Source organism: Halarcobacter sp. (assembly GCF_963675975.1).
Taxonomy (GTDB): Bacteria; Campylobacterota; Campylobacteria; order Campylobacterales; family Arcobacteraceae; genus Halarcobacter.
This window is the reverse complement of the sequence record NZ_OY780939.1, coordinates 1,687,153-1,713,027: the sequence shown is the minus strand read 5'-3', so window position 1 is coordinate 1,713,027 and position 25,875 is coordinate 1,687,153. Positions and strand designations below refer to the sequence as shown.

Genomic DNA, 25,875 nt, shown 5'->3' with positions numbered 1-25,875 from the left:
ATTCCTTAACTTTGCATACCTGCACTTGATTTACTTCGTCTTTGATAATACTTTTTATCGATTACTATATTTTTTTGTTTCTCTTTTCTTGCTCTATCTTTTTCAACATATATTTTCTTTCTAGTTACTGGATCTAACTCGGTATAATACATAACAGAAGAGTATGTTCCAGGTGTTGGAGTAAATACTTGAGCTTGTTCTGGATTCATTTTTAATTCATGGGTTGTAAAATGTTTTAACTCATGCATATCTTTCTCTTCACATCCAGGATGAGCTGCAATTAAATAATATGTTAGAAACTGTTTTTTTCCAGCTTCTTTGTTTAATCTATCATACATCTTTTTAAACTCAATTAAAGGCTGTTTTCCTGGTTTCCCCATAAGTTGTAAAACTCTATCAGAAGTGTGTTCAGGTGCTACTTTCATTTGTCCAGAGATATGATGTTCAACTAACTCTTTAAGATATGTATATCCATGTTTTTTATCTGCTGGAATAAAATCATATCTTAATCCTGAAGCAACAAAAGCTTTTTTCACCCCGGGAACTTTTCTAATATCTCTTAAAAGATTTATACTTCTACTATGGTCAACCTTCATAACTTTACATAGTCTGTCATAATCAACACATCTTATATCGTCGCAAGTTCCTTTTTTAAGTTTTTTACCACACTCATACCCATACATATTAGCAGTTGGTCCACCAACATCAGAGATAATACCTTTGAAGCTTTTATCTTTTGTAAACTCTTTTGCTTCCCAAAGAATATTTTTTTCACTTCTTGTTCTTATTGTTCTTCCTTGATGAACTCCAATTGCACAGAAGTTACACTCTCCCCAACATCCATGGTGAGTTTGTATAGAAAACTTAACTGTTTCTAAACATTTTACTTTTCCTTGGGGTTTATGATATGGGTGTAAATCCCTTTCATACTTATATGAAGCAACCTCATCCATTTCACCTTCATCTAAATAATCACATGGAGGATTTTGAATAGCATATCTTGTATCAACTTTTTGACAAAGTCCTTTTGCGTTTATAGGGTCATTGTTTTTATAAAAATCATCAAAAAGGTCTATATATTTCTCTTTATCTTTTAAACACTCATCATGGCTTGGAAGTTGAATATAATCCTCAACTGGTTCTTTAGAGATATAACAAACTCCCCTAACCTCTCTTGGGTCTAAACCTTTGTCTAAAGCACTTGTAAACTCTCTAATTGCCATCTCACCCATTCCATAGATAAGATAATCAGCTTTTGCATCAAATAAAACTGGTTTTCTTAATTTGTTTGACCAAAAATCATAATGGGTAACTCTTCTTAAACTAGCTTCAATCCCACCTAAAACAATAGGAACTGTATCTTTATAATGTCTTCTAATAAGATTTGTGTAAACTAAAGTTGCCCTATCAGGTCTTTTATCATTTGTTCCACCAGGAGTATAATCATCTACATTTCTAAATTTTTTTGTAGCAGTGTAGTTTGATACCATTGAATCAATACTTCCACCGCTAACTCCCCAGTAAAGTCTAGGTTCACCCAATCTTTTTATATCATCATTTTTTATATCTGGCTGCCCAATAATCCCAACTTTGAAACCTTGTGCTTCTAGGATTCGTCCAACAACAGCAACTCCAATAAAAGGAGAATCTATATATGCATCTCCTGATACTAAAATCACATCACATTGGCTCCAGCCTCTTTTATTCATCTCTTCTTTTGTTGTAGGTAAAAACATTCTTTATCTTTAAAATTTTTTTACAATTTTATCCAAAATGTTTTAACCTATTATATAAATTTCTAATTAGTTGAATCTCTTTGTGTTAAATTGTCATCTATTTTTTTAATATCTAAAATCATAGCTACTTCAGGTTCATCTAAATCATCAATCTCAACAATACTTTCAATTAAAGCCCCTGCTCCTAAAAAATGACTTTGTATTTGTTGAATTGATTTTGATTCAACTAAAGAGATACTCTCTAAAGATGATACAAGTATTCCTATACAATGCTCTTTATTGTCTTTATCATATTCTAAAAGTATAATTGTTTTTAACTCTTCATCTTGAATCTCTTCATTAATAAAACTTCTAATATCTAATACAGAAATAAGCCTATCTTTATGTAAAACCATCCCTTTAAAAGGATTCTTCTTATCCATATCAATAGATTTTTCTAACTTATCTATACCAATTGATTCAATAACATTTTTTGCATGAACTGCTAAAAACTTTTTACCTAACCTAAAAGTTGCCAACTCTACACTATTTGAATCTAATGATTTTTTTAAGATATTGCTATTTATAAATTTTTTTCTTTTTATTTGAGACAATCCATTTAGACATTTTTTTCCTATATAAATAAATACTAAACAAAAAACATCATTTTTATAGTCATCTTCGCTACTTTTATATTCCCTATAACCTTTTGAACATCTGACACCTAAAGCATAGTATTTATTGTCTATTTCAATTATTTCACTAAGTTTCTCATTGTTTTTTAGTTTGAAAAACTTATCATCAATATTTATCTTTGAATCTACACTAAGTTCTTTGTTTGTTGAAGATATTACATTTTTATCCCTATCGGCAAATATTGCAAAAACAGATGAGTTATCACTTGGTAAAGTTTCTTCTAGCATAGCTTGAAATTGTGGAGTAGAATCAAAAACTATAGCTATTCCACCATTTATTTTTGAATCATTTTCAAAAGATCTGATAGCACTACAATATACATATGTTGATTCGTTATTATAAAGATTTGTTTTTTCAAAATCTGATACACAATATTTTTGTGTATTTTCTAAATTTAAAGTTCTTTCAACCCAAGAATCAGAAAGAACTTTACCTATTAAATGTTTCTCTTTTTCATTTGAAACAGCTATAATTTTTCCATTTTTATCAAAAACAAGTAGATTTGTATAAACTGTATAAAGGTCATTTATATATTTTAATATAGATGATATTTGCTCCTCTTTTTGCTCTAAGGTATCTTTATCATCTAATGCTTTTCTAAAATATGTAGTTAAAGCCCACCATCTACAATCATTTGCTCTTTCATAAAGATTTCTATCCATAATATCAATAGCTAATGATGATAAAAACTCACTATCTTTTAAAATAGAATTTATAATAGTTCTATTCAAATTATTTAAAGATGAATTTGCTTTTAGTCCAGTTACACCAATTTCAGATAATAACGACTTTGAAAACTCCCTATTTGATGACTTTACTTTACTTTGTGCAACATTACCATTCCATATTACACGGCTTAGATTATCTTGGATATTTTTACTTTTATTAAATACCTCTTTTAAATCTTTTGAGAAATGTTGTTCATTATCCATCATTGCTTCAATTATATCATCATCAACTTCTTTTGTAGTATTAGATTCTTCACTTAAAAAAGCATACTCTAAAGGTATCATAATATGTCCGTGCCATTTTAAACCCTTAAAGCCTTGATACCCATTTGTTAAACAAGATTTTGAGATAAAATCTCTTCCTGCAAAAGATACAATTTTATATCTAGAATCCACAACAATCTCTTGTTTTGAATTTAAAGGTATACAATCCTCATCACTTGAAGCTATCACATACCCTTCTTCATCTAATATTGTTATTGTTTCTTTATTTTTTTTATCAATAAGATTATTGAAAATTCCTTTCATCTCATCAGTAAATTTAAAACAAAGACATAATACACCAAGTGATTCAGAATTAAAATTGTTAGTTCTTGTAACTTTATATGAATAAACTAAAGATTTTTTATATTGTGGTAAAAAATTATGTGAATCATATGTTTCAACATACTCTTCACTTGAATTTAAAACCTTATTAACAAAATTTAAATCGACATTTTCTATATTTATACTTTCATCTAATCTTGCAACAACTTTCCCCTTAGTATCAGCAAGAACAATATCATAATACACAGAATATTTTTTCACATATTCTAAAAATCTTTTTTGTATCCCCTCTTTTAAAAGATTACTTTCTTTATTGTATTTTGAAACATAATGCAATAAAAAGTCTCTAATATCATCATCTGTAGATAAAAATCCAATATCTGCAGTACGCTCAAATAGATTTCTAATTACAATATCAATTGCAACTTGTGCTTTAAATTCCATCTCTGCAGTTACTTTTTTAACAGTTTCGTCACTTAAGTGATTTAATAATGTAGTAGTAAGATTTAAAAAATTTTCTTTTGTTTTACCTATATCAATATTGATATCACCTAATTGACCTAATAATGCAAATATATCCCAAGATGAGCTAAGTCTTCCCAATTCTTCCCGATACTTGTCTACATCTTCTATATGTTTAATTATTGGATAAAGCTCTTTTTTTACCTTTATCCCTTTATAATCTATTAAATTTTTTGACATATAATACTCCCTTTATACTATTTGAATATTACTACAAAATCAAAAAATAATTTTAATTAACCTGCATATTAAATATACAACTATATATTTTTGTATACTTTTCTTATTTTTATAAAATAAATTTTTTGGGATTTAATTTTCTATAAAAAGTCTATAAATAGGAGTTTTCTAATTTTAGTCTTATACTTCATATAAAACTTTTGTGCAATAAATAAATCATTTTGTTAGTAATATTTTTTTATTAATAAAATATGTTTATTAAAAATAATTTTAAGAAAATATTAAAAGTTTTCAATACCTCTTAATATAGTATAAAGATTAACTTTCCAATTTCTAGTATAAATATTATATTCAACAATCTTACCATCAATATGCCCCTTAAAAGATTGAGCAACTCTAAAATCTGCTTCATTTGAGATTAAAATATGTTTGATGTTCTCTTTTCTGACAAATTTTAATAAAGAGGAAACATCATCGATGTGTAACATCTTATATTTACGATGATAATTGTTTATTCTAAATCTATTTGTAAAATAGTCTAATTCATTATTAAAAGAAAAAATACCGTAAAGATCACTTTCTACTAATCTTTTTTTGATATCAAGATATGTTTCATCTAATTCATCTAAAAATCTTTCATAATTTATTTTATATATCTCTTTATCATTTGGATTTATTTTACTAACAGCCATATATATATTTTTTGCAATATCTCTTGCCAATATTGGGTCTAGCCAAATAAAAGGATTAATCTTGCCATCTTTTAGTTTTAAAAAAGGAAGAGATTCACCCATGTTAAAAACTTTTAAATTTGGATTTCTTTTCTTAAAATAGTCTTCTATGATTTTTTCTTCATCTAAAGCAAAATTAATATAATAATGACTTGTTGCAAATTTTTTTATTTTTGATAAATCATCTAAATTAAATTTTGTTTCACTTTCTTCAATAACCCTAATATAAAAAGTTTTATCTGCAATTTTTTTTAAAAAGAAAGCTTCTACAGGATAAGTAACAGTTACAGCAATCATTGAGAAAGCTGATGAATAAAAAAGCAATAATATGAAAAAAATTTTAAACATATTATTGCCTATAGTCTTATGCCTCGATTTTTCTTATTCTAAGGCTTAATTCTTTTAATTGGTCAGCATCAACAGCAGATGGAGCATCTGTAAGAAGACATTGAGCTCTTTGTGTTTTAGGGAAGGCAATAACATCTCTAATAGAATCAGTTCCAGCTAAAAGCATAATTAATCTATCAAATCCCATTGCAAATCCACCATGGCTTGGAGCACCATATTTAAGTGCATCTAATAAGAATCCAAATTTTTCTTGAGCTTCTTCATCAGAGATTCCCATAAGTTTAAATACTTTTGATTGAATCTCTTCTTTATGAATTCTGATTGAACCACCACCTAGTTCTGTACCATTTAATACAATATCATAAGCAATAGATTCAATCTCTTCTAAATCATCAACATTATCTAAATCACATTTTTCTAAGTTTGGCATTGTAAATGGGTGGTGTAAAGCTTTTGTTCTACCATCTTCAACTTCAAACATTGGGAAATCAACAACCCATAAAAATTCAAAAGCATCTTTTGGAATAATATCCATTTGCTCAGCTAAGAATAATCTAAATCTTCCCATATAATCACATACAGTTTTTTTATCCCCTGCTCCAAAGAATACTACATCACCAACTTCTAGTTCAGTAACTTTTACAATCTCTTCTAAATCAGCTTCAGAGAAGAATTTTGTAAGTGGTCCTTTAAGTCCATCTTCTTTCATTTGGAAGTAACCAAGACCTTTAGCTCCAAATTTTCTTACATAGTCTTCAAAACCTTTCATTTGTCTTTTTGAGAATAGATTATCACCATTTGGACATCTTAAAGCTTTGATTCTATTGTTTTTAGTATCTTTTGCAATTGAAGCAAAGATTTCATTTGTAGAGTTAGCAAAAATATCAATAACATCAACCATTGCCATATCAAATCTCATATCAGGTTTGTCAGAACCATATTTTTCCATAGCTTCTTTATAAGTCATTCTAGGAAAAGTTGTAGGAACATCTTTACCACAAGCTTTGAAAGTATCATGGATTAATTTTTCAGCTACTTTGATTACATCTTCTTGATTACAAAAAGACATCTCAACATCTATTTGAGTAAATTCTGGTTGTCTATCTGCTCTTAAATCTTCATCTCTGAAACATTTAGCTATTTGGAAATATTTATCAAAACCAGATACCATTAAAAGTTGTTTAAATAATTGTGGAGATTGTGGTAATGCATAAAATTCACCTGGGTGAACTCTACTTGGAACAAGATAATCTCTAGCACCTTCAGGAGTAGATTTAGTTAAAATTGGAGTTTCAACATCTAAAAATCCTAATTCATTTAAACAGTTTCTAACTGCAATATTTGCAGTACTTCTTAATTTAAAAATATCATATGATCTTTTTGTTCTAAGCTCTAAGAATCTATTTTTTAATCTAATTTCTTCATTTACTTTCTCATCACCTAATTCAAAAGGCATTGGCTTTGATCTATTTTCTATAGTTAAAGATTCAACTACAATTTCAATCTTTCCAGTGATAAGATTTGGATTTTCTAAACCTTCACCTCTTTCTCTTACTTTACCTTTTGCAATAAGAACAAATTCATCTCTTACACTATCAGCTACTTCCCAAGCTTCTTTATTATCAGTAGGGTCACAAACTAATTGAACTAGTCCACCTCTGTCTCTTAAATCAATAAAAATAATTCCACCATGGTCTCTTCTACTATTTACCCATCCAGCAACAGTAACAATTTCACCAATATTTTTCTCAGTTACTTCAGTACAATAATGCGTTCTCAATTCCTACTCCATCTTTTATTTTTTACTTTTTTACTTAAAATTTCGCGATTATACCTAAATATGACTTAATTTGCTAGTATATTTTCAAAGCCATAAATAGTGCTTTTATATAAAGTTTGCTCATAATCAGCTTGATTTTCAATAACTTTTGTTTTAATTAATTCTGATTCATTTTCATTTATAAAATAGTTTGCACCTACAAGTGCTGAGTAATCAACCCACTCATAGGCTACATCAGAACCTAAAAGCTTAGTATAATCTTCTATAAAACTGTCTATTTTACTAATTGAACTTACAACATAAAAATTCTCTCTATCTTTTGGCTGAGTTAGTTTTATTAATAAAGGATTATAATTTAATTGTGTAGATAAAACTTTTTCTGGTTCAACCTCAAATGCTGTTAATTGAGACAAAATAATTGATGATTTTACAATTGGAGTATTTAATATTATTGTACTTTCCTTAATTCTTTCATCATTCATTATATACTTATATCTATTATTTGTTCTTTCTATCTCTTTTACTATACCCGTTTCAAAAAATGTTTTTTCATAAATATTCTTTAATTTACTTCCTAAATAAGACTTTACATAAAACATAGTATTTTTACCACTTGATAAACTTCTTAAAAGATTTAATTGTTCTTCATAAGATATACCACCAAAAATAAAATTTTGATTGTATGTTATAACTTCTGCTTTATTAATTAATGGAAAATAAAATTTAATATCTTCAATATCTGTTAATTTATTTAATTCATCAAATCCATCTTTTGTAAACATTGTAATAACTTTTGTAAACTCTTTTTGTTTAATAAGTTCTAATTGAGCAGAGATATTCATTGGGTTTTCATTATATGTATCAAAGGCTTCTAATTTAAATTTTTCATTATTGTATATTAAAAATGCACTAATTGTATTAATTGTCGAATTTGCATATCTTCCAACCTTACTTGAAGGGTAAAGGATTGCAATTTTCCTAACATCAGATTCTAAAATTTCATTTTCTTCTACAATAGGTTCAACTATCTCTTCTACTACTTGTTCTCTGTCTTCTAGAACTGGTTTAACTACTTTTTCTTTATTCAGTTTAATTATTGGAAATTTAAATTCATTTTTACCTGAACAACCAATAAGTAATAGTGATATAAAAATAATTGCTAATAAATTTTTCAATTTGACTCCAAAGTTGATTTTATTTTTAGCATATCATAATATGCTTCTTTCTTCGAAGATGGGTTTCTTAGAAGATAACTAACACTAAATGTTGGCAAAACACTATAAGTTTTGTAATTAATGAATTGCCCTCTAATTTGATTAAAAGGAACTACATCTGAACATAAAAAGTTATATGCTTTTTCACCAAGTGTAACTATTAACTTGGGATTTACCAATTCTATTTCTTTAAATAAATATGCATTACAACTGCTAAAATGTGATGCATTCATTCCATTTAAACTTTTGCACTTTACTAAACTAGTAATATAAATATCTTCTTTTTTTAAAGGTAAAACATTCTCAATCATTTTAGTTAATTGTTCACCATTTTTACCAGCATAATGACTTTTTAATTCATCTTCTGTTGCAGTAGGTTCATCTGTAATTAACATCAAAGATGCATTTTGATTTCCTTCACCAAAAAGTGCATGTTTTCTACTCTTTGACAATTCACATAAATAACAATTTTCAACCAAAGATTTTAATTCATTGAAATTATTAGGTAATGAATCAGAACTTAATTCTTTATTATTAATTTCAATAATTTCATGATAATTATAACCAATTGATTTTAGAAAATTCAGATTATATAAAACTCTTTTTTTTACCGATTTTGTCATATGAAATTGTACAAAAAAACATCTTTTGTAACAATTTGTTCCAATAATATGAATAAATTTTAATTAATTATTGACTTTTGTACAAATAATATGTACAATATATTTTATAAAAGGAGTATAATGAGTATACCAAGTTTTAGAAAATTAGAAAAAGATCTAGAAGTAAATAAAACTACTTTACATAATTGGAAAAAAAATAGGCCAAAACTTTATGAGTTTATTATAGAGTCTTATAGAGATAAAGAGTTATTAAAAAATCATCTGAAATTTATGATAGAACAGAAAGAATATTATGAAAATGAAATAGATTTAACAAAAAATAGGGTAATATAGTTAAATACACTTATGAGGCTTATGACTTAGTTACTTTTTAAAGGCGCGACACTAATAATTAGGCTTCATAAATGTATTTATTGTATTACTTCATCGTTATCTAAAATTATTTTATTACGTCCTAATTCTTTAGCATTATAAAGTAAAATATCTGCTGATTTTAATGTTTCTTCATAAGATTCATAATTTTCTCTTAATGCTGCCCCAGCTGAGAACTTTATAGACAATTTTATATCTTTATATAAAAACTTATTATTTTCAATAATATTTTTCATACGAATTAAATAGTTTTTAATATCTGACAGATTTTTATAATGTATTAAACAAATAAACTCTTCACCACCGAATCTTGCAATAATATCTTCATCTCTAGTTATTTTCTTTAATATTGAACCAAATGTAGCAAGTACACTATCTCCACAATCATGCCCATAAGTATCATTAATCTTTTTAAAATGATCTATATCAATAAAAACTAATGCATAAGTAGAATCAAAAGCTTTATATTCTTTCTCAATTTTTTCTACAACATCATTATATGCTCTTCTTGTAAGAGTTTTTGTTAAAAAATCAATTGATTTTTCCTCTTGAGCCATAGATAAACTATGTTTTAATTTTTCAATTTGAGAATATAATCTATCACTCTCCTTTTTAGATTTAATAATTTCTTCATTATTTTTATTAACTACGTCTGAAAACTCTTCTACTACTAATGAAAATTTTTCATATAGTTTTCTTAAGTCCTCATCTGAAGATGTAACAAGTTTTAAAGAGTTGATTTCATGTTTTATATTATCTACTTCATCTAGTGTTATTATATTCTTCTCTATTCTATTTTTTAAAAAAGTTGATAAAAATGACATTAATTTTTTTAAATCACTATTTTTTTCATTAAATATTTTTTTATCTTCATTAATTCTCATATTTGTGATTTTTCTGAGCTTTCTGATTATGTTAACATTAATGAGATTTTCAGGACTATTTGATAATTCTGTACATATTATATTAATTTCATCTTTGATTTGTGAAGATAATGATGGTAACATAAAATATGAAAGATGTTTTAAAAAATATTTTAAATCTTCATTTTTAACTCTTGAAGATAATAATTTAGAAATCTCTCGATAAGAGACTGAATTTAATGATTTTTTATCATTATATGATAGATTATTAATTAATTTGTGAAACTCATCAATTTCTTTAAAATGTATATTATTTTTTTCAACAATTGAAAAAAACTCTTTTTCATAATTTTCTGGGGTTGCTTCAATATTATGGTGGGAAAGGTTTGTTAAAGTTAGTTTTACAACCTCACTAATTTCTTTCATATAGTTATACTCTCTAATTTAGATTGTATAACTATACAATAGAAAAAAAGATAATATGCTTAATATTATCTTTTTTATTTATATCTATGTGTGATTCTACCCTTATCAAGTGAATATGGTGTAATCTCCACTTTCACTTTATCACCTGGTAAAATTTTAATATAGTGCATTCTCATTTTACCAGAGATATGACATAAAACCACGTGTCCATTATCCAATTCAACTCTAAACATAGCATTTGGTAAAGCTTCTATAACTTTTCCATCAATTACTATTACATCATCTTTTGCCACTTTATCTCCTAAGTTTACTACTCTTCTATTTGACTTAAAATAACTGCTTTTCCATCGACTACAGCAACAGTATGCTCATAATGACTTCCTCTTAATCCATCAGCAGAAACAACATCCCAATCATTTTCTAAAATAACTGGTTCTCTCTCCTTTTGACAAATCATAGGTTCAATACAAAAAACCATACCATTCTTAATCTTAGGTCCTGACTTTGCATTTCCTGATTCTAAATAATTTGGAATTTCTGGTTCACCATGAGGTTTTTTTCCTATACCATGACCACAAAATTTAACTAAAGGTTCATAACCTCTGTCTACAATAAATTTTTCAATCTCTAAAGATAGTTCTTTAAATCTCATACCCTCTTTTATAATGCTAATAGCATGATATAAAGAGTCTTTTGCACAAGCAATTAATTCTTCATCTTCTTTTGATATCTTTCCTATAGGCATAGTAATTGCTGCATCACCATACCAGCCATCGATTTCACTTCCAATATCTAGACCTAAAATATCGCCCTCTTTTAATACAGTATCATTTGGTATACCATGAATGATAACTTCATTTAAAGAAGTACAAACTCCAGCAGGGAATCCATATAAACCTTTAAAAGATGGTCTAACACCAAGGTTTGCCATAAAGTCTTCACCCATTTGGTTAACTTCTTTTAAAGTCATTCCAGCTTTAACATTTTGTTCTAGATGATTTAAAGTCTTCGCAACTGCTTGAGAAGCAGCGCGAAGTTTTTCGATTTCATTTGGTTTTCTTAAAGGAATTGCCATAATTCTTATAGTCCAACCGCACTAAGTGTTTGATACTTATTCATATATTGTTGTGCTTCAATTTTTCTCATTGTATCAATTGCAACTTGAACAACGATAAGAACTGCTACACCACCAAAATAGAATGGTACTCCCATAGCTTTTACTAAAAGCCAAGGCACAGTTGAAATAAGTCCTAAATAAACAGCTCCCCAAAGTGTAAGTTTACTTGCTACATCATTTAAGAAATTTGCAGTTGATTCACCAGGTCTAACTCCTGGAATAAATCCACCTTGTTTCTTTAAGTTTTCTGAAATATCTTTTGCATTAAAAGTAATTGATGCATAGAAGAATGCAAAGAAAACTACAAAAAGGAACATTAAAAAGTTAAATGTGTATGAAGTTGGACTTAAAAAGTCTGCAACTGCAAGTAAAATTTTGTTTTGACTACCTTGTAAAACAGTAGCTGGGAACATTAAAATAGCTGATGCAAAAATTGCAGGGATTACACCTGACAAGTTTACTTTGATTGGAATATAATTCATAACTCTTTTGTTTTGATTTTGCATCATAACTTTTCTTGAGTATGAAACTGGAACTCTTCTTTCACCTAACTCAACATAAATAATTGCACCAACAGTAGCTAATACAATTACTAAAATTGCTATTACAGTTAAGAAGTTCATTTGTCCATTATTAACTAAATCTACAGTACCACCAATTGCTCCAGGAATAGCCGAAACGATACCTGCGAAGATAATTAATGAAATACCATTACCAATACCTTTTTGTGTGATTTGTTCACCAATCCACATAAGAAGCATAGTACCAGTTAACATAGAAATTGAAGAAACAGCTACAAATGTGTTCATATCAATTGATATTGCACTTTCTCCACTTTGACCTGTTAATGAATTTAGACCCATAGATACACCTACAGATTGAATTAATGTAATTACAATAGTTGCATATCTGATGATTTGCATATATTTTTGCATACCATCTCTTTCTTTTTTCATTTTACCAAGTGCTGGGAATGTTGCTGCTAGAAGCTCCATAATAATTGAAGCTGTAATGTAAGGCATAATACCTAGTGAGATAATAGACAGTCTTTCCACTGCATTACCACTAAACATATTCACAAGACCTAATGCATTGTTTGCATTTGAATCGAAGAATTCTTTAACTACATCAATATTTACTCCAGGTACTGGCACATAAGCCAGTAACCTGTAAAGAAGAATAAAGCCTAATGTAATAAGAATCTTATTTATTAGATCTTTACTCATAATTATTTTCCAGTAGTTGTTACGTTTTCGTCTTTAATTTTAGATGCTAAATCTTTAGCAGCTGAACCAACTAATTTCACTTTTGTAACTCTTTTTGAAAGTTTATATACAGATTTAATTGTTTCAACTGTAATTTCTTCAAGTGCTGCCACTTGCTTTACTTTATCTACATTGATAGAGTAAGGTTTAGATACTCTAGAAAAGAATCCAATTTTTGGAAGTCTTTTTTGTAATGGTTGTTGACCACCCTCAAAACCTCTTTTAATTTTGTATCCAGATCTAGATTTTTGACCTTTTTGACCTCTTGTAGAAGTCTTACCCATACCTGAACCTTGACCTCTACCTACTCTTTTAACATTTTTTGTACTACCAGTTGCTGGTTGTAAGTTATCTAATGCCATCAATTATCCTTTAATTCTTGCTAATGCTTCAACTGTAGCTTGTACAAGGTTGTTTGGATTATTTGAACCTAAAGATTTTGCAATAATATCTTTAACTCCAGAAAGTTCTAGAACTGGTCTTGCCGCACCACCTGCGATAAGCCCTGTACCTTCTGATGCTGGTTTTAATAAAATTTTACTTGAATTATATTTATGTTCAATATCATGAGCAATTGTTGTCCCATGAATGTTAACTTTTACTAAAGATTTAAATGCATCATCTAATGCTTTTTTAATTGCATCAGGAACCTCTTTTGCTTTTCCTGTACCAAACCCAACTGTACCGTTTTTATCTCCAACAACAACTAAAGCTGTAAATCTAAATCTTCTACCACCTTTTACAACTTTTGTTACTCTTCCGATTTTAACGATTGCTTCTTGAAAATCTTCTCTATTTACTGCTGCCATCATTAACCCTTATAATTTAATACCATTATCTCTAAGTGCGTCAGCGAATGCTGCAACTACACCATGATAAAGGTATCCATTTCTATCAAATATTACTGCTTCAATACCAGCAGCTTTTAAGCTCTCAGCAAACTGTGCTGCAACTTTAACTGCGTTATCTTTACTAACACTTAGTCCTAATGTTTTAGAATTAACTGCTGCTAATGTAACACCTGCAACGTCATCAATTGCTTGTGCACTTAAATATTTATTTGATTTAAATACAGTTACTCTAGGTGTTTGTGCAGTACCTTTAGCTATATTTCCTCTAACTCTTTTTTTTCTGATTGCTCTTAAAGAGTTCTTTTTTGCTATATCTTTTGCTCTACTCATATTTCACACCTTATTTCTTAGCAGTTTTACCAGCTTTTCTAACGATATGCTCGTCAGTATATTTAACACCTTTACCTTTATATGGTTCAGGTTTTCTAAAGCCTCTAATAATTGCAGCAGCTTGACCAACTTGTTGTTTGTCAGCACCTTTTACGTGAATAATGTTTTTCTCAACAGAAATTTCTAATCCATCTTGAATATCATAGTTAATAGGGTGTGAATAACCTAATTGTAACTCTAATACTTTCCCTTTAACAGCTGCTCTATAACCAACACCGTTAATTTCTAAAGATTTAGTAAATCCTTCTGATAAACCAGTTACAGCATTATTGATTAAAGCTCTGTATGTTCCCCAGAAAGCTGAAGATTCTTTATCTTCACCAATTCTATCTAAAACAACATTATTGTCTTCAATTTTAACACCAACTCTTCCGTGAGTTTCTACTGGAATAGCTTTATTCCCTTTTTTAACTGTTACTACTGTACCATCAACTGTAACTTCTACACCTGATGGAATTGCGATAGGTTTTTTTCCAATTCTAGACATTACACTCTCCTACCATACTGTACATAGTACTTCACCACCAACGTTTGCAGCATATGCTTCATCGTTAGCAATTACACCCTTGTTTGTAGAAACAATGATTGTACCATATCCATTTTTGAAACTTTTGATTTCAGAAGCGTTTTTATAAACTCTTCTTCCTGGAGTTGAAACTCTTGTTAACTCGTTGATTACAGATTTTTCGTTATCATCATATTTTAATGTAACTTGTACTGTTTTTTTATTGTTTTCACCATCAACTACTTTGAATCCTTCAATGTACTCTTTCTTTTCAAGTACTGTCAAGATTCCAACTACTGTATTAGAATGTAATAATGTTGCAACTTCTAATTTTCTAAGTGCAGCATTTCTAATTCTAGTTAAAGCATCTGCGATTAAATCATTCATCATAGCTTTTATTCTCCTACCAACTAGATTTTTTAACGCCAGGAAGTAATCCCTCGTTAGCCATTTTTCTTAAACAAACTCTACAAAGACCAAAATCTCTGTATACTGAATGTGGTCTACCACATACTGAACATCTTGTATATGCTCTTGAAGAGAACTTAGGAGTTCTCTTTTGTTTAGCAATCATAGATTTCTTTGCCATTACGCTCTTCCTTTAGTAAATGGAACTCCAACAAGCTCTAATAATCTGTAAGCTTCTTGATCGTTATCAGCAGATGTTGAAATTGAAATATTCATACCATGTGTTTTGATAATGTTATCATACACAACTTCTGGGAACATTAATTGCTCATCTAAACCAAAGTTGAAGTTACCTCTACCATCAAAACCGTTTCTATTTAAACCTCTAAAGTCTTTTACTCTTGGTAATGCGATTGAACATAATTTATCTAAAAATTCATACATTCTTTCACCTCTAAGAGTTACTTTAACACCAACAGGAGAACCTTCTCTTACTTTAAAACCAGCAACTGATTTCTTAGCAATAACTTGAACTGCTCTTTGACCAGAGATTAAAGAGATAGTATCTTGAATGTTTTGCATTAATTTACTATCTTTCATAGCTTCACCAGCACCAACAGAGATAACTACTTTTTCTAACTTAGCAGTTAACATTTTGTTTTTAGGAAACTCTGATTCTAAAGTTGGTTTGATTTCTGCATTATATCTTTCTAATAATCTTGCTGCCATCTTACTCACCTTCTACTTTTGCTACATTTGAGATATCAATAGGCATCTCTTTGTTTACAAAACCACCTTCTGGGTTTTTCTCTTGATCAGGTTTAACTGTTTTTTTAGCTACTTTACAATCTTTAACAATTACTTGTCTTGTTGAAGGGATAACAGCTAAAACTTCTCCAGTTTTACCTTTATCATCACCAGCGATAATTTTTACAGTATCACCTTTTTTGATTTTTAACTTAACAGCCATTATAGTACCTCCGGAGCAAGTGAAACAATTTTCATGAAACCTGCGTATCTAACTTCTCTTGCAACTGGTCCAAAAATTCTTGTTCCAATTGGATCTTTTTTAGCATCAAGGATAACTGCAGCATTGTCGTCAAATCTAATTAAAGACCCGTTTTCTCTTTGAACTTCTTTGTGAGTTCTTACAACAACAGCTTTAACAACAGCACCTTTTTTAACTTTACCAGTTGGTAAAGCTTTTTTAACAGAAGCAACAATAACGTCACCTACAGATGCATATCTTCTTTTAGACCCACCTAAAACTTTAATACACATGATCTCTTTAGCACCAGTGTTATCAGCTACATTTAATCTAGTAAAACTTTGAATCATTATTTAACTCCTGTAGCTACAATTTTCTTTAATCTGAAAGATTTTGTTTTTGATAAAGGTCTACACTCAACAGCGATTACAGTATCACCTTCATTTAATTCGTTTCTTTCATCATGAACTAAGTATTTTTTAAATCTCTTTACAGTCTTGTGGTATTTTGGGTGTAAAACGTATCTTGTAACTAATACAGATGCTGTTTTATCTCCAGCTTTTTTTACCACTACACCTTGAATCTCTCTTTTATGTGTCATACGTTAGATCCTTAGTTAGCTTTTGCAGCAGTTATAGCTGTTTGAATTTTAGCGATATCTTTTTTGCACGCTCTTAATTCAGAAGTATTAGTTAACTGCATAGTTTTTAGCTTAGCTTTTAATTCAAAAAGAAGCACCTTTTTCTCTTTTAATAACTCATTTAGCTCTTGTAAGCTTTTCTCATTTAAATCAGAATAATTCATTTTCACTTTCTCTACTTACAATTTTAGTTTTGAATGGTAACTTATGTTGTGCTAAAGCTAAAGCGTCTTTTGCTAATCCTTCAGCAACACCTGCCATCTCGAAGCATACTCTACCTGGCTTAATATTCATAACCCATTTATCGATAGCACCTTTACCTTTACCCATTCTTGTTTCAAGTGGTTTAGCAGTAAGTGGTTTATCTGGGAATACCATAATCCAAACTTTACCTTGTCTTTTAATTGCTCTTGTCATTGCAATTCTGGCAGCTTCGATTTGTCTTGAATCAATTCTTCCGTGCTCTAAAGCTTTAATACCAAATTCACCGTAAGCTAAAGAGTTACCTCTATGAGCCTTACCTCTGTTTCTACCTTTTTGGTATTTTCTGTATTTCATTCTTTTAGGCATTAACATGATTACTTACCTCTTCTTTTAGCTGGTCTTCTTTTTTGTGGTTTAGAAGCAGTATCTTTTTCAGCAGGAATACCTTTAGCAAGTACCTCACCTTTGAAGATCCAAACTTTAATACCAATACAACCATAAGTTGTATGAGCTTCTGCAAAACCATAATCAATTCTAGCTCTTAAAGTATGTAAAGGAACTCTACCCTCTAAGTACCACTCAGTTCTAGCCATTTCAGCTCCACCAAGTCTACCAGAAACAGAAACTTTAATACCTTTAGCACCAGATTTAAGAGCATTTTGCATAACTCTTTTCATAGCTCTTCTAAATGCAACTCTTCTTTCTAATTGTTGCGCAACGTTTTCAGCAGAAAGTTGACCAGAAAGTTGTGGTTTTCTCTCTTCTTTAATATTAACAGCAATCTCTTTACCAACTAAAGCAGAAAGATTGTTTTTTAATTTTTCAACGTCAGCACCTTTTTTACCAATGATGATACCAGGTCTAGCTGCAACGATAGTAACTCTAACTTTTTTTGCAGTTCTTTCAACGATTGTTTGAGCAACACCAGCATAGTATAACTCTTTTTTAACGTATTTTCTGATTTTATCATCTTCAGCAACGTTAGCAGGCATATTTGAAAATTTAGGAAACCATCTAGATTCCCAGTTTCTATTGATACCTAATCTTAAACCTATTGGATTAACTTTTTGACCCATTACTTGTCTCCTTTTTCAGCAGCCGCTACTTCAATCATAATGTGTGCAGTTGGTCTATGTTTTGGTGATGCACTACCTCTTGCTCTAGGTGTATATCTTTTAAGTACAGGACCTTTATCAACTCTTGCACTTGTAATAACTGCGTCTTCTGGTTCTAAACCAGCATTTGCTACAGCCGAAGCAATAACTTTTGAAATAACACCAGCCGCTTTGTTAGGAGTAAACTCTAAAGATGCAATTGCATACTCAGCATTCATCCCTTGTACTTCTCTAGCAATAAGTCTAGCTTTAGTTGGAGAAAGTCTAATAAATTTTAATACTGCTTTTCCCATCATTACACCTTTCTTTGCACAGAACCTTTGTGCCCTTTAAATGTTCTAGTTGGAGCAAATTCACCTAATTTGTAACCAACATGGTTTTCTGTAATTAAAACTGGTACAAAGTTTCTACCATTATGCACATTAAATGTTAAACCAATCATATCAGGTAAAACCATTGATCTTCTTGACCATGTTTTAATTGGTTTTTTATCATTAGCTTCAGTAGCTTTGATAACTTTTTTCATTAAGTGTGCGTCTACAAATGGACCTTTTTTTATTGATCTTGCCATCTTAAACCCTTACTTCTTTCTTTTTGAAATGATTAATTTGTCACTAGCTTTTTTCTTTCTAGTTTTATAACCTTTAGTTGGCATACCCCAAGGAGTAACTGGATGTCTTCCTGAGTTAGTTTTACCTTCACCACCACCATGAGGGTGATCAATTGGGTTCATTGCAGAACCTCTAGTTTGTGGTCTAATACCAAGGTGTCTAGTTCTACCAGCTTTACCTACTACCATGTTTGAAAAATCTTCATTTCCAACAACACCAATTGTTGCCATACAAACACCTAAAATTTTTCTCATTTCACCAGAAGGCATTCTTAAGATAATATATTTACCTTCTCTACCCATGATTTGAGCATAAGCACCAGCAGATCTTGCAAATTGTGCACCTTTTCCAGGTTTAAGTTCAACATTATGAACCATAGTACCTACAGGAATAGATTGAAGTCTCATTGCATTACCTGGGATAATATCAAGTCCTGACTCAGCAGCTTGTACTTTATCTCCAACTTTTAATCCAGATGGTTGAATAATATATCTTTTATCTCCATCTAAATAAGTAACTAAACAAATTCTACAGTTTCTGTATGGATCGTACTCAATAGTTGATACAGTTCCTTCTACACCAAATTTGTTTCTTTTGAAATCAATAATTCTATATAATTTTTTAGCACCTGCTTCTTTGTGTCTTGAAGTAATTCTACCGTTATTATTTCTACCAGCATTAGCTTTAACTTTTACAAGTAAAGATCTTACTGTTGGTTTAGAAGTAATATCAGAAGTGTCCATAACAGACATAAATCTTCTAGCAGGAGTTATTGGTCTAAATTTTTTAATTGCCATCTTCTATACTCCTTAAGCTGATAGGTTCGCTATTTCAGCGCCTTCAGGTAATGTAACATAGAATTTTTTGAAGTCAGGTCTTCTACCAGGTCTTCCTCTAAATCTTTTCACTTTACCACTTTGTCTTAAAGAATTGATTTTTGAAGGTGTTACTCCAAAATACTCTTTAAATACTTCTTTTAAACCGTTTTTAGTCATTCTTGGACTAGTTTGAACAACGATTACACCATTTTCTTGAAGCTCGATTGTCTTTTCTGTATATAATATTGCTTTAATATCTGTAATATCTGCCATCTTACGCCTCTTTTGTTAATGATTCAAGTACTGATTTTTCAACTAGTACTGAGTGATATGCTGCAACAATGTAAGCATTTACTTCTTGTTTCTCAATCATATAACAATTTTTAATGTTTCTAAACGCTAAGTATGTTTTCTCTTCAATTGAATCAACAATTACAAGAGTATCTCTTTTGTTTAGTCCATTAATAATTGAAACCGCATCTTTAGTTTTACCAGACTCAACTTTGATTGAATCAGCTACAAATAAAGAACCATTTTCAGCTTGAGCGTTAATAGCATAACTTAATGCTAAAGCTTTTTGCTTTTTATTGATTTTTTGATTGTAGTTTCTTTTTGTAGGTCCAAATACTTGACCCCCACCAACGAATAGTGGTGATCTTTTAGAACCCCATCTAGCTCCACCAGAACCTTTTTGAGCTTTAGGTTTTTTACCACCACCGCTTACTTCAGATCTGTTTTTTACTCTAGCAGTGTTTGCTCTTTGAGCTGCTAAGTAAGATTTAACATAAAGATATAAATTGTGTGAGTTAATCTCTTTGAAAGATTCTGGTAACTCATTTGCTTTTACTTCTACAGCGTTACTCATTTAGCAATCCTTACTCTTCCTAATCTACCATTTGATCCAGAAACTGAACCTTTTACAACTAATATACCTGTTTCTGCGTCAAAAGAAACTACTTCATTTTTAACAGTAACATTTGTATTTCCGTATTGTCCTGGCATTTTTTTACCTGGCATAACTCTACCTGGCCACTCACAGTTACCGATAGAACCTGTTCTTCTACCCATTCTGTGTCCGTGTGATGCTCTACCACCAGCGAAGTTCCATCTTTTAACTCCACCTTGAAATCCTCTACCTTTTGTTTTAAAAGTTGTTTTTAAAACTTTAGCTTCAGATAATCCAGATACATCTAAATCACCAGCTTCAGCATTTGCTACATTCATTGTTGCAAATCTGTTAAACTCTTTGCTTAAACCATATTTTTTTTGTTGACCTTCGATTGCTTTATTGAATTTCTTCCCTGAAGCATACGAAACAAGTGCTACACCCTCAGCTACATCACATACTTTTGTATCAAGAACTTTTAAAAGTGTAACTGGCGTTGCAGGAACTGTAATAGTTCTACTCATACCGATTTTTTCTACGATAAATTCCATTTATTACCCTTTCTTTATTATTCTTGACCCATTGATCTAACTTCAACATCAACTTCAGGAGCTAAGTCAAGTTTCATTAATGAATCAACAGTATCAGGAGTTGCAGCAATGATATCAATCATTCTTGTGTGCACTCTGATTTCAAATTGCTCTCTAGCGTCTTTGTTTACGTGTGGACCTTTAAGAACTGTATATTTTCTGATCTTTGTTGGTAAAGGTATTGGACCTCTCAACTCAGCACCAGTTCTTTTAACAGCTTCAACAATTGAAGCAACACTTCTGTCTAAAACTCTATGATCGTAAGCTTTAAGCTTTAATCTAATTTTTTCCATGTTTTTCCTTTAAAGAACTCGTTAGATGTGCCATAAAATGCACTCTAACCACTTTTAGTGGGCGCGTATTATAATAAAAATTTTATTAAATGTCAATAGTTATGGTACTTCTATGTATAAATTCTCTTTTTTCTTTCCTTTTAATAAGGACAAGTATATATAATTAGGGAACTATTTAAGCTAAACAAAAGAATACTGCTTTTATATATATTAAAGTGAAAATTATATAAAGTAAATTTTTAGGAGAAACAATGATTAGAAAACAACATTTAATAGAAGATAATCAAAACTATAAAAAATACAACTATTTTGAAATAAGTGAAAACTTAGAAGAACTACTTACAGAAGATTACTATTTATATGATAGCAAAGATTACAATTCTGATATTCCTACACAATTATATAAGAAAAACTTTTTAGATAAATATGATAGAGAAAAAGATAAACAGATCTATGCTTTATATATTGATGATGATAAATTTGAAAAGAAGGTAAAATTTATATATTCAGTAATTGATTACAAAAAGTATATTAATTTTGTAGCTCAAAATATGGAAATCGAAGATCCATCAGCTTATTCTATCAAATATTCAATTTTAGATTCTGATGGGGTCAAGGTTGAAGTATATAATATAAATATAACTGAGATAGCTTTTGTATTTTAAGTTATATTTCCATGATAAAAGAACTCCCCTAAACCAACTGCAAAAATAAAATTTCCATATAAACTGTGTTCAATACATACGAGAGTAAATGATTTACTTTCTATGTATGTTTTCATAAATAAATAGCCACCAACTAAACTAAACAATACTGCAATATAATTTTGAAAGATAATATGTATAAATGCAAAAACCAATGCATTTAATACAATTAAAGCCTCTTTTCTAAAAATTAACTCATATCTGAAAAGAAAAAATCTTCTGAAAATTAACTCTTGAGGTATTACTGATAATATAGGATACAAAAACAAAACAAATATAAATACTTTTGGTTTTTCTAAAATAAAATTAAATAATCTATCTTCATAAAATAAGTATGTAAAAATCAATAAGAAACATGCAAAATAAAAAAATCTTTTTAATACATAATGCAAATCTGATTTTTTTATTTTGTCAAATATAACTTTGCTATTACCAATACTTGTAATATATAGTATATAAAATGTTAAAATCCACAGTGTTGGTATTATAAAAAATGGTGATAATATTTTATAAACAAATAATAGTGGTAAACAAATAAATATTAATAAAAATTCAAAAAATTTAAAATATGGGATAGTAATCATTTTAATCCAATTGTATATATTGTAAATAATCTTTTTAATTATATGCTGTTTTGATTACATCTTGGTGATATAGTTTGAAATATTTTTCTGTATTTAATTTTTTAGTTCTGATATAATTAATTTATGGAAAATATTAAACTAAACTCATACTACGATGTAATTATTGTAGGCTCAGGTCCGTCAGCTCTAGGTGCAGCTTTTAAACTTGCAGAAAATTCTAATAAAAGTATTTTACTTATAGAAAAGAAAAAGATTAGTTCTGGTGGTTTAAGAAATGATTGTAAACAAAACTATACCTATCCAGTGGGATTTCCTTTAGAACATTGGGAAAAAGATGAAGCTCAAAAACTATTAATAGAAGTTGCAAACCATTTAAAACCAAAAATGGAAACAAGACTAAACATTGAGAAATATATTCAAAGAGCACAAAAACTAGATGTAAATATATTAGCAATTGATCAGGCACATGTTGGTACCGACAAATCATCAGCATTAATAAATGGTTTAATTGAGCAATTAAGAGATTTAAATGTAACAGTAGCACTTGAAACAGAAGTAAAAGAGTTAGTTTCAGATAAAAAAGAATTAATACTAAGTGACAATTTTAAAATAGAATTTAAAGATATAATTCTAGGTCCTGGGCGTGCAGATTATGACTGGATGCAAGAACAAATGGATAAGTTAGGTGTAACTTATAATGATAATATTGTAGATATAGGGATAAGAGTTGAAACAAGAGAAGAAAACTATCCTATTGTAAAAGAGTATTATGACCCTAAAATTCTTTTTCCAAATAAAGTAAGAACCTTTTGTACAAACTCAGGTTGTGCTCATATAGTAAGAGAAAAGTATAAGGGGTATTATTCAGTAAATGGACACTCAATGTCTAGGGATAAAAAACCTAATAATCTTGTAAATTTTGCTATGTTAAAAACTATTAGATTAACAGAACCTGTTGTAAGTGGTCAACAGTTTGGAAAAATCTTAGGTGAAATGGTTATGCAATTAAGTGGTGGTTCTGTTATTATGCAAAGGGTTGGTGACTTTAGATTAGGACAAAGAAGTAAAAAAGAAACCTTCAATGATGATTTATATGATTTTAAACCAACCTTATCCAATGCAGTTGCAGGTGATTTAAGTTTAAGCATGCCAGCAAAAATTTTAAGAGATATTTGGAGTGCATTAAAAAAACTTGATTCTATTGTTCCTGGTGTTTTACACCCATCAACAATACTTTATTATCCAGAAATTAAAACATATTCCAATAAACCAAATTTTCTAAATAAAAATTTTATGGTTAAAGATGGTTATTATATTATTGGAGATGGAGCTGGAACAAGTAGAGGGATAACTGCTGCTTGGGCATCTGGTATAAAAGCAGCGAATGGAGTCTTAAATAAAACTTATTTATACTAATGTCACAATTGCTGTCACAGTTTTGGCTAAAAAATGTGTAAATTATTAAATTTTCTTATACTCTTTACCTGAAATTTAATTTTTAGATATACAATTTTAATATGAAAAGAAATATAGAAGAATTTTTTAATAATACAGCAAGAGAATGTAGTATAAATCTAAATACTAGACTTAGTTGGGGATTTTACTTTAGTAATAAAGATAGTAAAGTTTTACGAAAAGCAAAAGAGCTTTTGGATTCAGAAGGGTATTCAACTCTTGAGATATGTTACGAAAATAAAACATACTATTTATGTGTTGAAGAGATAAATATTCACACTAAAGATACCTTGTATAACAGATGTAAAGAGTTTGAAAATATTGCTCAAACTCTACACATCAGTAGCTTTGAAGGTTTTGATGTAGAAGAGATGGGATTAAAGTAATCTGGTTTTATCTTATTGATAAAAACCAGAGAACATTAAGATATCATCACTTTGAGCATTTTTCTTATCATTTACTACTAAATCATTAATAATAGTTCCAATTGCTGGTCCAAAAGTCATACCAAGCCAACCTAATCCCATACCATAAGTAAGATTGTTTATATCTTCATCTCTTCCTATTAATGGAATATCATTTGGAGTTAGAGGTCTAAAACCAGTCCAATACTTTTCATTTCGCATTTCAAACTTTTTATTATATTCAAAAAAATTCTTTTTTATACTATCTATTTGTTTTTGAACCACATTTGTATCATCACTGCCAATCTCCAACTTTGAAGTAAATCTAACATCGTTTCTTCTTGGTGTCATAACTACAAATAAATCATTGAAGATTGTAGATACTTTAGGAGTAAACTCTTTATCCATTTCAAATGTTATACTATAACCTTTTGCAGGTGTCATCATTAAATCTTTATTACATTTGCTAGCTAATATTGTTTGATAACCTGTAGACATAATATAATGTTCTGCTTCATAAAAATTGTTTTTAGAAGAAACTAGGTGTTTAACCTCTTTTGCTTCTACTCTAATACTTTCTATTTTTTCATTTAATATAAACTCAACTCCAGCTTCCATAAGATGTCTTTTTAACTCTAACATAGTTAAACCTGGGTCAAATCTAGCATTCTTTTTAAATAGTATTGCACCTTTTATTTTATCTATATTTGCACTTGGAAGGTACTCTTTTAATTCATTTTTATCTAAGATTTTAAACCTATCTTCATCAACATAATCATATTTTTTCAATCTTTCATTATAACTTTTCTCTTCAGTAAAAACAGATAACATTCCATCCCTATGAAAATCAAAATCTAGCTTATCTTCATTTACCATTTTTTCATATAGGTTTAAAGATATCTCTCCATATTTTTCAAAAAGCATCATAGTTTTTTTAGTACGCTTTTCATTTGCATTTAGCATAAAATTAATTAGCCATTTATATACTTTAGGATCTAAAGATGGATGAATTACTGCTGGAGATTGTCCTCTTAACATTAGTTTTAAAGTATTTGAAACTACCCCTGGATAACTTAATGGAGATTTATCAAATGCTGATAAAAGACCTGCATTTCCAAATGAGGTTGAATCTGTAATATCATTTTCATCTATAATAGTTACTTTACGTCCACTTTTTTGTAAAAAATAAGCACTACATAAACCAACAATTCCACCACCTATTATGATTATATCTCTTTTCATAAGGTATCCTTTTTTTCTCTAATATTTTAATGATACTAAAATATTATCGTATTTTTTAAAA

At 29.2% G+C, this 25,875-nt stretch carries 36 protein-coding genes; 4 read left to right on the top strand and 32 right to left on the bottom strand.

All coding sequences use genetic code 11. From position 1 onward, the window contains the following. Positions 1-5 precede the first annotated feature (5 nt). The 6 genes from ACKU3H_RS08445 to ACKU3H_RS08420 all read right to left on the bottom strand — a co-directional run bounded on the left by ACKU3H_RS08445 (position 6) and on the right by ACKU3H_RS08420 (position 9,083). Complete coding sequence (locus ACKU3H_RS08445) at positions 6-1,736, bottom strand: YgiQ family radical SAM protein (protein WP_320033408.1); 1,731 nt, start codon at positions 1,734-1,736, stop codon at positions 6-8. Positions 1,737-1,798: 62 nt separating this feature from the next. Beyond that, positions 1,799-4,387 (bottom strand): chemotaxis protein CheW, encoded by a 2,589-nt coding sequence (locus tag ACKU3H_RS08440; RefSeq protein WP_320033407.1) that lies wholly within the window; start codon positions 4,385-4,387, stop codon positions 1,799-1,801. 281 nt (positions 4,388-4,668) lie between these two features. Further along, positions 4,669-5,466, bottom strand: coding sequence for a metal ABC transporter solute-binding protein, Zn/Mn family (locus tag ACKU3H_RS08435; protein WP_320033406.1), 798 nt, complete (start codon positions 5,464-5,466; stop codon positions 4,669-4,671). A gap of 16 nt (positions 5,467-5,482) precedes the next feature. Continuing rightward, positions 5,483-7,246: an aspartate--tRNA ligase gene (gene aspS / locus ACKU3H_RS08430; protein WP_320033405.1), complete on the bottom strand. Its 1,764-nt coding sequence runs from the start codon at positions 7,244-7,246 to the stop codon at positions 5,483-5,485. Between the two features lie 65 nt (positions 7,247-7,311). Then, positions 7,312-8,421 carry a hypothetical protein gene (locus ACKU3H_RS08425; protein WP_320033404.1) on the bottom strand — a complete coding sequence of 370 codons (1,110 nt, stop codon included), beginning with the start codon at positions 8,419-8,421 and terminating at the stop codon, positions 7,312-7,314. Then, positions 8,418-9,083: a uracil-DNA glycosylase gene (locus tag ACKU3H_RS08420; protein WP_320033403.1), complete on the bottom strand. Its 666-nt coding sequence runs from the start codon at positions 9,081-9,083 to the stop codon at positions 8,418-8,420. The genes ACKU3H_RS08425 and ACKU3H_RS08420 overlap by 4 nt, the downstream gene beginning before the upstream one ends. A gap of 120 nt (positions 9,084-9,203) precedes the next feature. Here ACKU3H_RS08420 and ACKU3H_RS08415 point away from each other — a divergent pair, with 120 nt between their 5' ends. Continuing rightward, on the top strand, positions 9,204-9,416 hold the full coding sequence (locus ACKU3H_RS08415; RefSeq protein ID WP_320033402.1) for a hypothetical protein: 213 nt from the start codon (positions 9,204-9,206) through the stop codon (positions 9,414-9,416). Positions 9,417-9,493: 77 nt separating this feature from the next. Here ACKU3H_RS08415 and ACKU3H_RS08410 read toward each other — a convergent pair whose 3' ends face one another. From ACKU3H_RS08410 to rpsJ, 24 genes are all read right to left on the bottom strand, one after another. After that, the gene (locus ACKU3H_RS08410) at positions 9,494-10,744 is read right to left on the bottom strand and encodes a GGDEF domain-containing protein (RefSeq protein ID WP_320033401.1); all 1,251 of its coding nucleotides are present in this window, start codon (positions 10,742-10,744) and stop codon (positions 9,494-9,496) included. A gap of 74 nt (positions 10,745-10,818) precedes the next feature. Next, positions 10,819-11,037, bottom strand: a complete 219-nt coding sequence (infA, locus tag ACKU3H_RS08405) for a translation initiation factor IF-1 (protein ID WP_072682044.1) — start codon at positions 11,035-11,037, stop codon at positions 10,819-10,821. Between the two features lie 17 nt (positions 11,038-11,054). After that, a complete protein-coding gene (gene map, locus ACKU3H_RS08400; RefSeq protein ID WP_320033400.1) occupies positions 11,055-11,819 on the bottom strand; it encodes a type I methionyl aminopeptidase in 765 nt (254 codons plus the stop codon). Positions 11,820-11,824: 5 nt separating this feature from the next. Then, positions 11,825-13,087, bottom strand: coding sequence for a preprotein translocase subunit SecY (gene secY / locus ACKU3H_RS08395; protein ID WP_320033399.1), 1,263 nt, complete (start codon positions 13,085-13,087; stop codon positions 11,825-11,827). A 2-nt stretch (positions 13,088-13,089) separates the two neighbouring features. Continuing rightward, positions 13,090-13,488, bottom strand: coding sequence for a 50S ribosomal protein L15 (gene rplO / locus ACKU3H_RS08390; RefSeq protein ID WP_320033398.1), 399 nt, complete (start codon positions 13,486-13,488; stop codon positions 13,090-13,092). A gap of 3 nt (positions 13,489-13,491) precedes the next feature. Continuing rightward, the gene (rpsE, locus tag ACKU3H_RS08385; protein WP_128981879.1) at positions 13,492-13,935 is read right to left on the bottom strand and encodes a 30S ribosomal protein S5; all 444 of its coding nucleotides are present in this window, start codon (positions 13,933-13,935) and stop codon (positions 13,492-13,494) included. Positions 13,936-13,944: 9 nt separating this feature from the next. Next, positions 13,945-14,307: a 50S ribosomal protein L18 gene (rplR, locus tag ACKU3H_RS08380; protein WP_320033397.1), complete on the bottom strand. Its 363-nt coding sequence runs from the start codon at positions 14,305-14,307 to the stop codon at positions 13,945-13,947. Between the two features lie 10 nt (positions 14,308-14,317). Then, positions 14,318-14,854, bottom strand: coding sequence for a 50S ribosomal protein L6 (rplF, locus tag ACKU3H_RS08375; RefSeq protein ID WP_320033396.1), 537 nt, complete (start codon positions 14,852-14,854; stop codon positions 14,318-14,320). 9 nt (positions 14,855-14,863) lie between these two features. Next, positions 14,864-15,262, bottom strand: a complete 399-nt coding sequence (gene rpsH / locus ACKU3H_RS08370; RefSeq protein ID WP_320033395.1) for a 30S ribosomal protein S8 — start codon at positions 15,260-15,262, stop codon at positions 14,864-14,866. Between the two features lie 13 nt (positions 15,263-15,275). Then, the gene (locus ACKU3H_RS08365; protein WP_114838563.1) at positions 15,276-15,461 is read right to left on the bottom strand and encodes a type Z 30S ribosomal protein S14; all 186 of its coding nucleotides are present in this window, start codon (positions 15,459-15,461) and stop codon (positions 15,276-15,278) included. Then, a complete protein-coding gene (gene rplE, locus ACKU3H_RS08360; RefSeq protein WP_320033394.1) occupies positions 15,461-16,009 on the bottom strand; it encodes a 50S ribosomal protein L5 in 549 nt (182 codons plus the stop codon). Before rplE ends, ACKU3H_RS08365 begins: the two co-directional genes overlap by 1 nt. A gap of 1 nt (position 16,010) precedes the next feature. After that, positions 16,011-16,250: a 50S ribosomal protein L24 gene (rplX, locus tag ACKU3H_RS08355; protein WP_320033393.1), complete on the bottom strand. Its 240-nt coding sequence runs from the start codon at positions 16,248-16,250 to the stop codon at positions 16,011-16,013. After that, positions 16,250-16,618, bottom strand: coding sequence for a 50S ribosomal protein L14 (gene rplN, locus ACKU3H_RS08350; protein ID WP_320033392.1), 369 nt, complete (start codon positions 16,616-16,618; stop codon positions 16,250-16,252). Before rplN ends, rplX begins: the two co-directional genes overlap by 1 nt. Beyond that, positions 16,618-16,869, bottom strand: a complete 252-nt coding sequence (rpsQ, locus tag ACKU3H_RS08345; RefSeq protein ID WP_320033391.1) for a 30S ribosomal protein S17 — start codon at positions 16,867-16,869, stop codon at positions 16,618-16,620. Before rpsQ ends, rplN begins: the two co-directional genes overlap by 1 nt. Positions 16,870-16,880: 11 nt before the next feature. After that, positions 16,881-17,072, bottom strand: coding sequence for a 50S ribosomal protein L29 (gene rpmC, locus ACKU3H_RS08340; protein ID WP_320033390.1), 192 nt, complete (start codon positions 17,070-17,072; stop codon positions 16,881-16,883). Beyond that, positions 17,059-17,484 (bottom strand): 50S ribosomal protein L16, encoded by a 426-nt coding sequence (gene rplP / locus ACKU3H_RS08335; protein ID WP_320033389.1) that lies wholly within the window; start codon positions 17,482-17,484, stop codon positions 17,059-17,061. The genes rpmC and rplP overlap by 14 nt, the downstream gene beginning before the upstream one ends. Before the next feature lie 2 nt (positions 17,485-17,486). Further along, positions 17,487-18,188 carry a 30S ribosomal protein S3 gene (rpsC, locus tag ACKU3H_RS08330; RefSeq protein WP_320033388.1) on the bottom strand — a complete coding sequence of 234 codons (702 nt, stop codon included), beginning with the start codon at positions 18,186-18,188 and terminating at the stop codon, positions 17,487-17,489. Further along, positions 18,188-18,520 (bottom strand): 50S ribosomal protein L22, encoded by a 333-nt coding sequence (rplV, locus tag ACKU3H_RS08325; protein ID WP_320033387.1) that lies wholly within the window; start codon positions 18,518-18,520, stop codon positions 18,188-18,190. Before rplV ends, rpsC begins: the two co-directional genes overlap by 1 nt. 2 nt (positions 18,521-18,522) lie before the next feature. After that, complete coding sequence (gene rpsS / locus ACKU3H_RS08320) at positions 18,523-18,798, bottom strand: 30S ribosomal protein S19 (RefSeq protein WP_320033386.1); 276 nt, start codon at positions 18,796-18,798, stop codon at positions 18,523-18,525. Between the two features lie 9 nt (positions 18,799-18,807). Beyond that, positions 18,808-19,635 carry a 50S ribosomal protein L2 gene (gene rplB / locus ACKU3H_RS08315; protein ID WP_320033385.1) on the bottom strand — a complete coding sequence of 276 codons (828 nt, stop codon included), beginning with the start codon at positions 19,633-19,635 and terminating at the stop codon, positions 18,808-18,810. A gap of 12 nt (positions 19,636-19,647) precedes the next feature. Then, entirely contained in the window at positions 19,648-19,929 is a 282-nt protein-coding gene (locus ACKU3H_RS08310) for a 50S ribosomal protein L23 (RefSeq protein ID WP_044415633.1), read from the bottom strand. Between the two features lies 1 nt (position 19,930). Beyond that, positions 19,931-20,521: a 50S ribosomal protein L4 gene (rplD, locus tag ACKU3H_RS08305; RefSeq protein WP_320033384.1), complete on the bottom strand. Its 591-nt coding sequence runs from the start codon at positions 20,519-20,521 to the stop codon at positions 19,931-19,933. Then, positions 20,518-21,093, bottom strand: a complete 576-nt coding sequence (gene rplC / locus ACKU3H_RS08300; protein WP_320033383.1) for a 50S ribosomal protein L3 — start codon at positions 21,091-21,093, stop codon at positions 20,518-20,520. Before rplC ends, rplD begins: the two co-directional genes overlap by 4 nt. A gap of 17 nt (positions 21,094-21,110) precedes the next feature. Further along, on the bottom strand, positions 21,111-21,425 hold the full coding sequence (rpsJ, locus tag ACKU3H_RS08295) for a 30S ribosomal protein S10 (protein ID WP_044415638.1): 315 nt from the start codon (positions 21,423-21,425) through the stop codon (positions 21,111-21,113). Between the two features lie 251 nt (positions 21,426-21,676). On the opposite strand from rpsJ, the gene ACKU3H_RS08290 reads away from it, so the two are divergent. After that, complete coding sequence (locus tag ACKU3H_RS08290; RefSeq protein WP_320033382.1) at positions 21,677-22,090, top strand: hypothetical protein; 414 nt, start codon at positions 21,677-21,679, stop codon at positions 22,088-22,090. Here the strand turns inward: ACKU3H_RS08290 and ACKU3H_RS08285 are convergent. Continuing rightward, the gene (locus ACKU3H_RS08285) at positions 22,087-22,713 is read right to left on the bottom strand and encodes a type II CAAX prenyl endopeptidase Rce1 family protein (protein WP_320033381.1); all 627 of its coding nucleotides are present in this window, start codon (positions 22,711-22,713) and stop codon (positions 22,087-22,089) included. The two genes, ACKU3H_RS08290 and ACKU3H_RS08285, sit on opposite strands and share 4 nt — an antisense overlap. A gap of 123 nt (positions 22,714-22,836) precedes the next feature. Between ACKU3H_RS08285 and ACKU3H_RS08280 the strand changes: the two genes are divergently transcribed. Continuing rightward, complete coding sequence (locus ACKU3H_RS08280; RefSeq protein WP_320033380.1) at positions 22,837-24,129, top strand: FAD-dependent protein; 1,293 nt, start codon at positions 22,837-22,839, stop codon at positions 24,127-24,129. Between the two features lie 101 nt (positions 24,130-24,230). Beyond that, on the top strand, positions 24,231-24,554 hold the full coding sequence (locus tag ACKU3H_RS08275; protein WP_320033379.1) for a ribonuclease E inhibitor RraB: 324 nt from the start codon (positions 24,231-24,233) through the stop codon (positions 24,552-24,554). 12 nt (positions 24,555-24,566) lie between these two features. Here ACKU3H_RS08275 and ACKU3H_RS08270 read toward each other — a convergent pair whose 3' ends face one another. Further along, positions 24,567-25,814 (bottom strand): FAD-dependent oxidoreductase, encoded by a 1,248-nt coding sequence (locus tag ACKU3H_RS08270; RefSeq protein WP_320033378.1) that lies wholly within the window; start codon positions 25,812-25,814, stop codon positions 24,567-24,569. Positions 25,815-25,875: the final 61 nt, after the last annotated feature.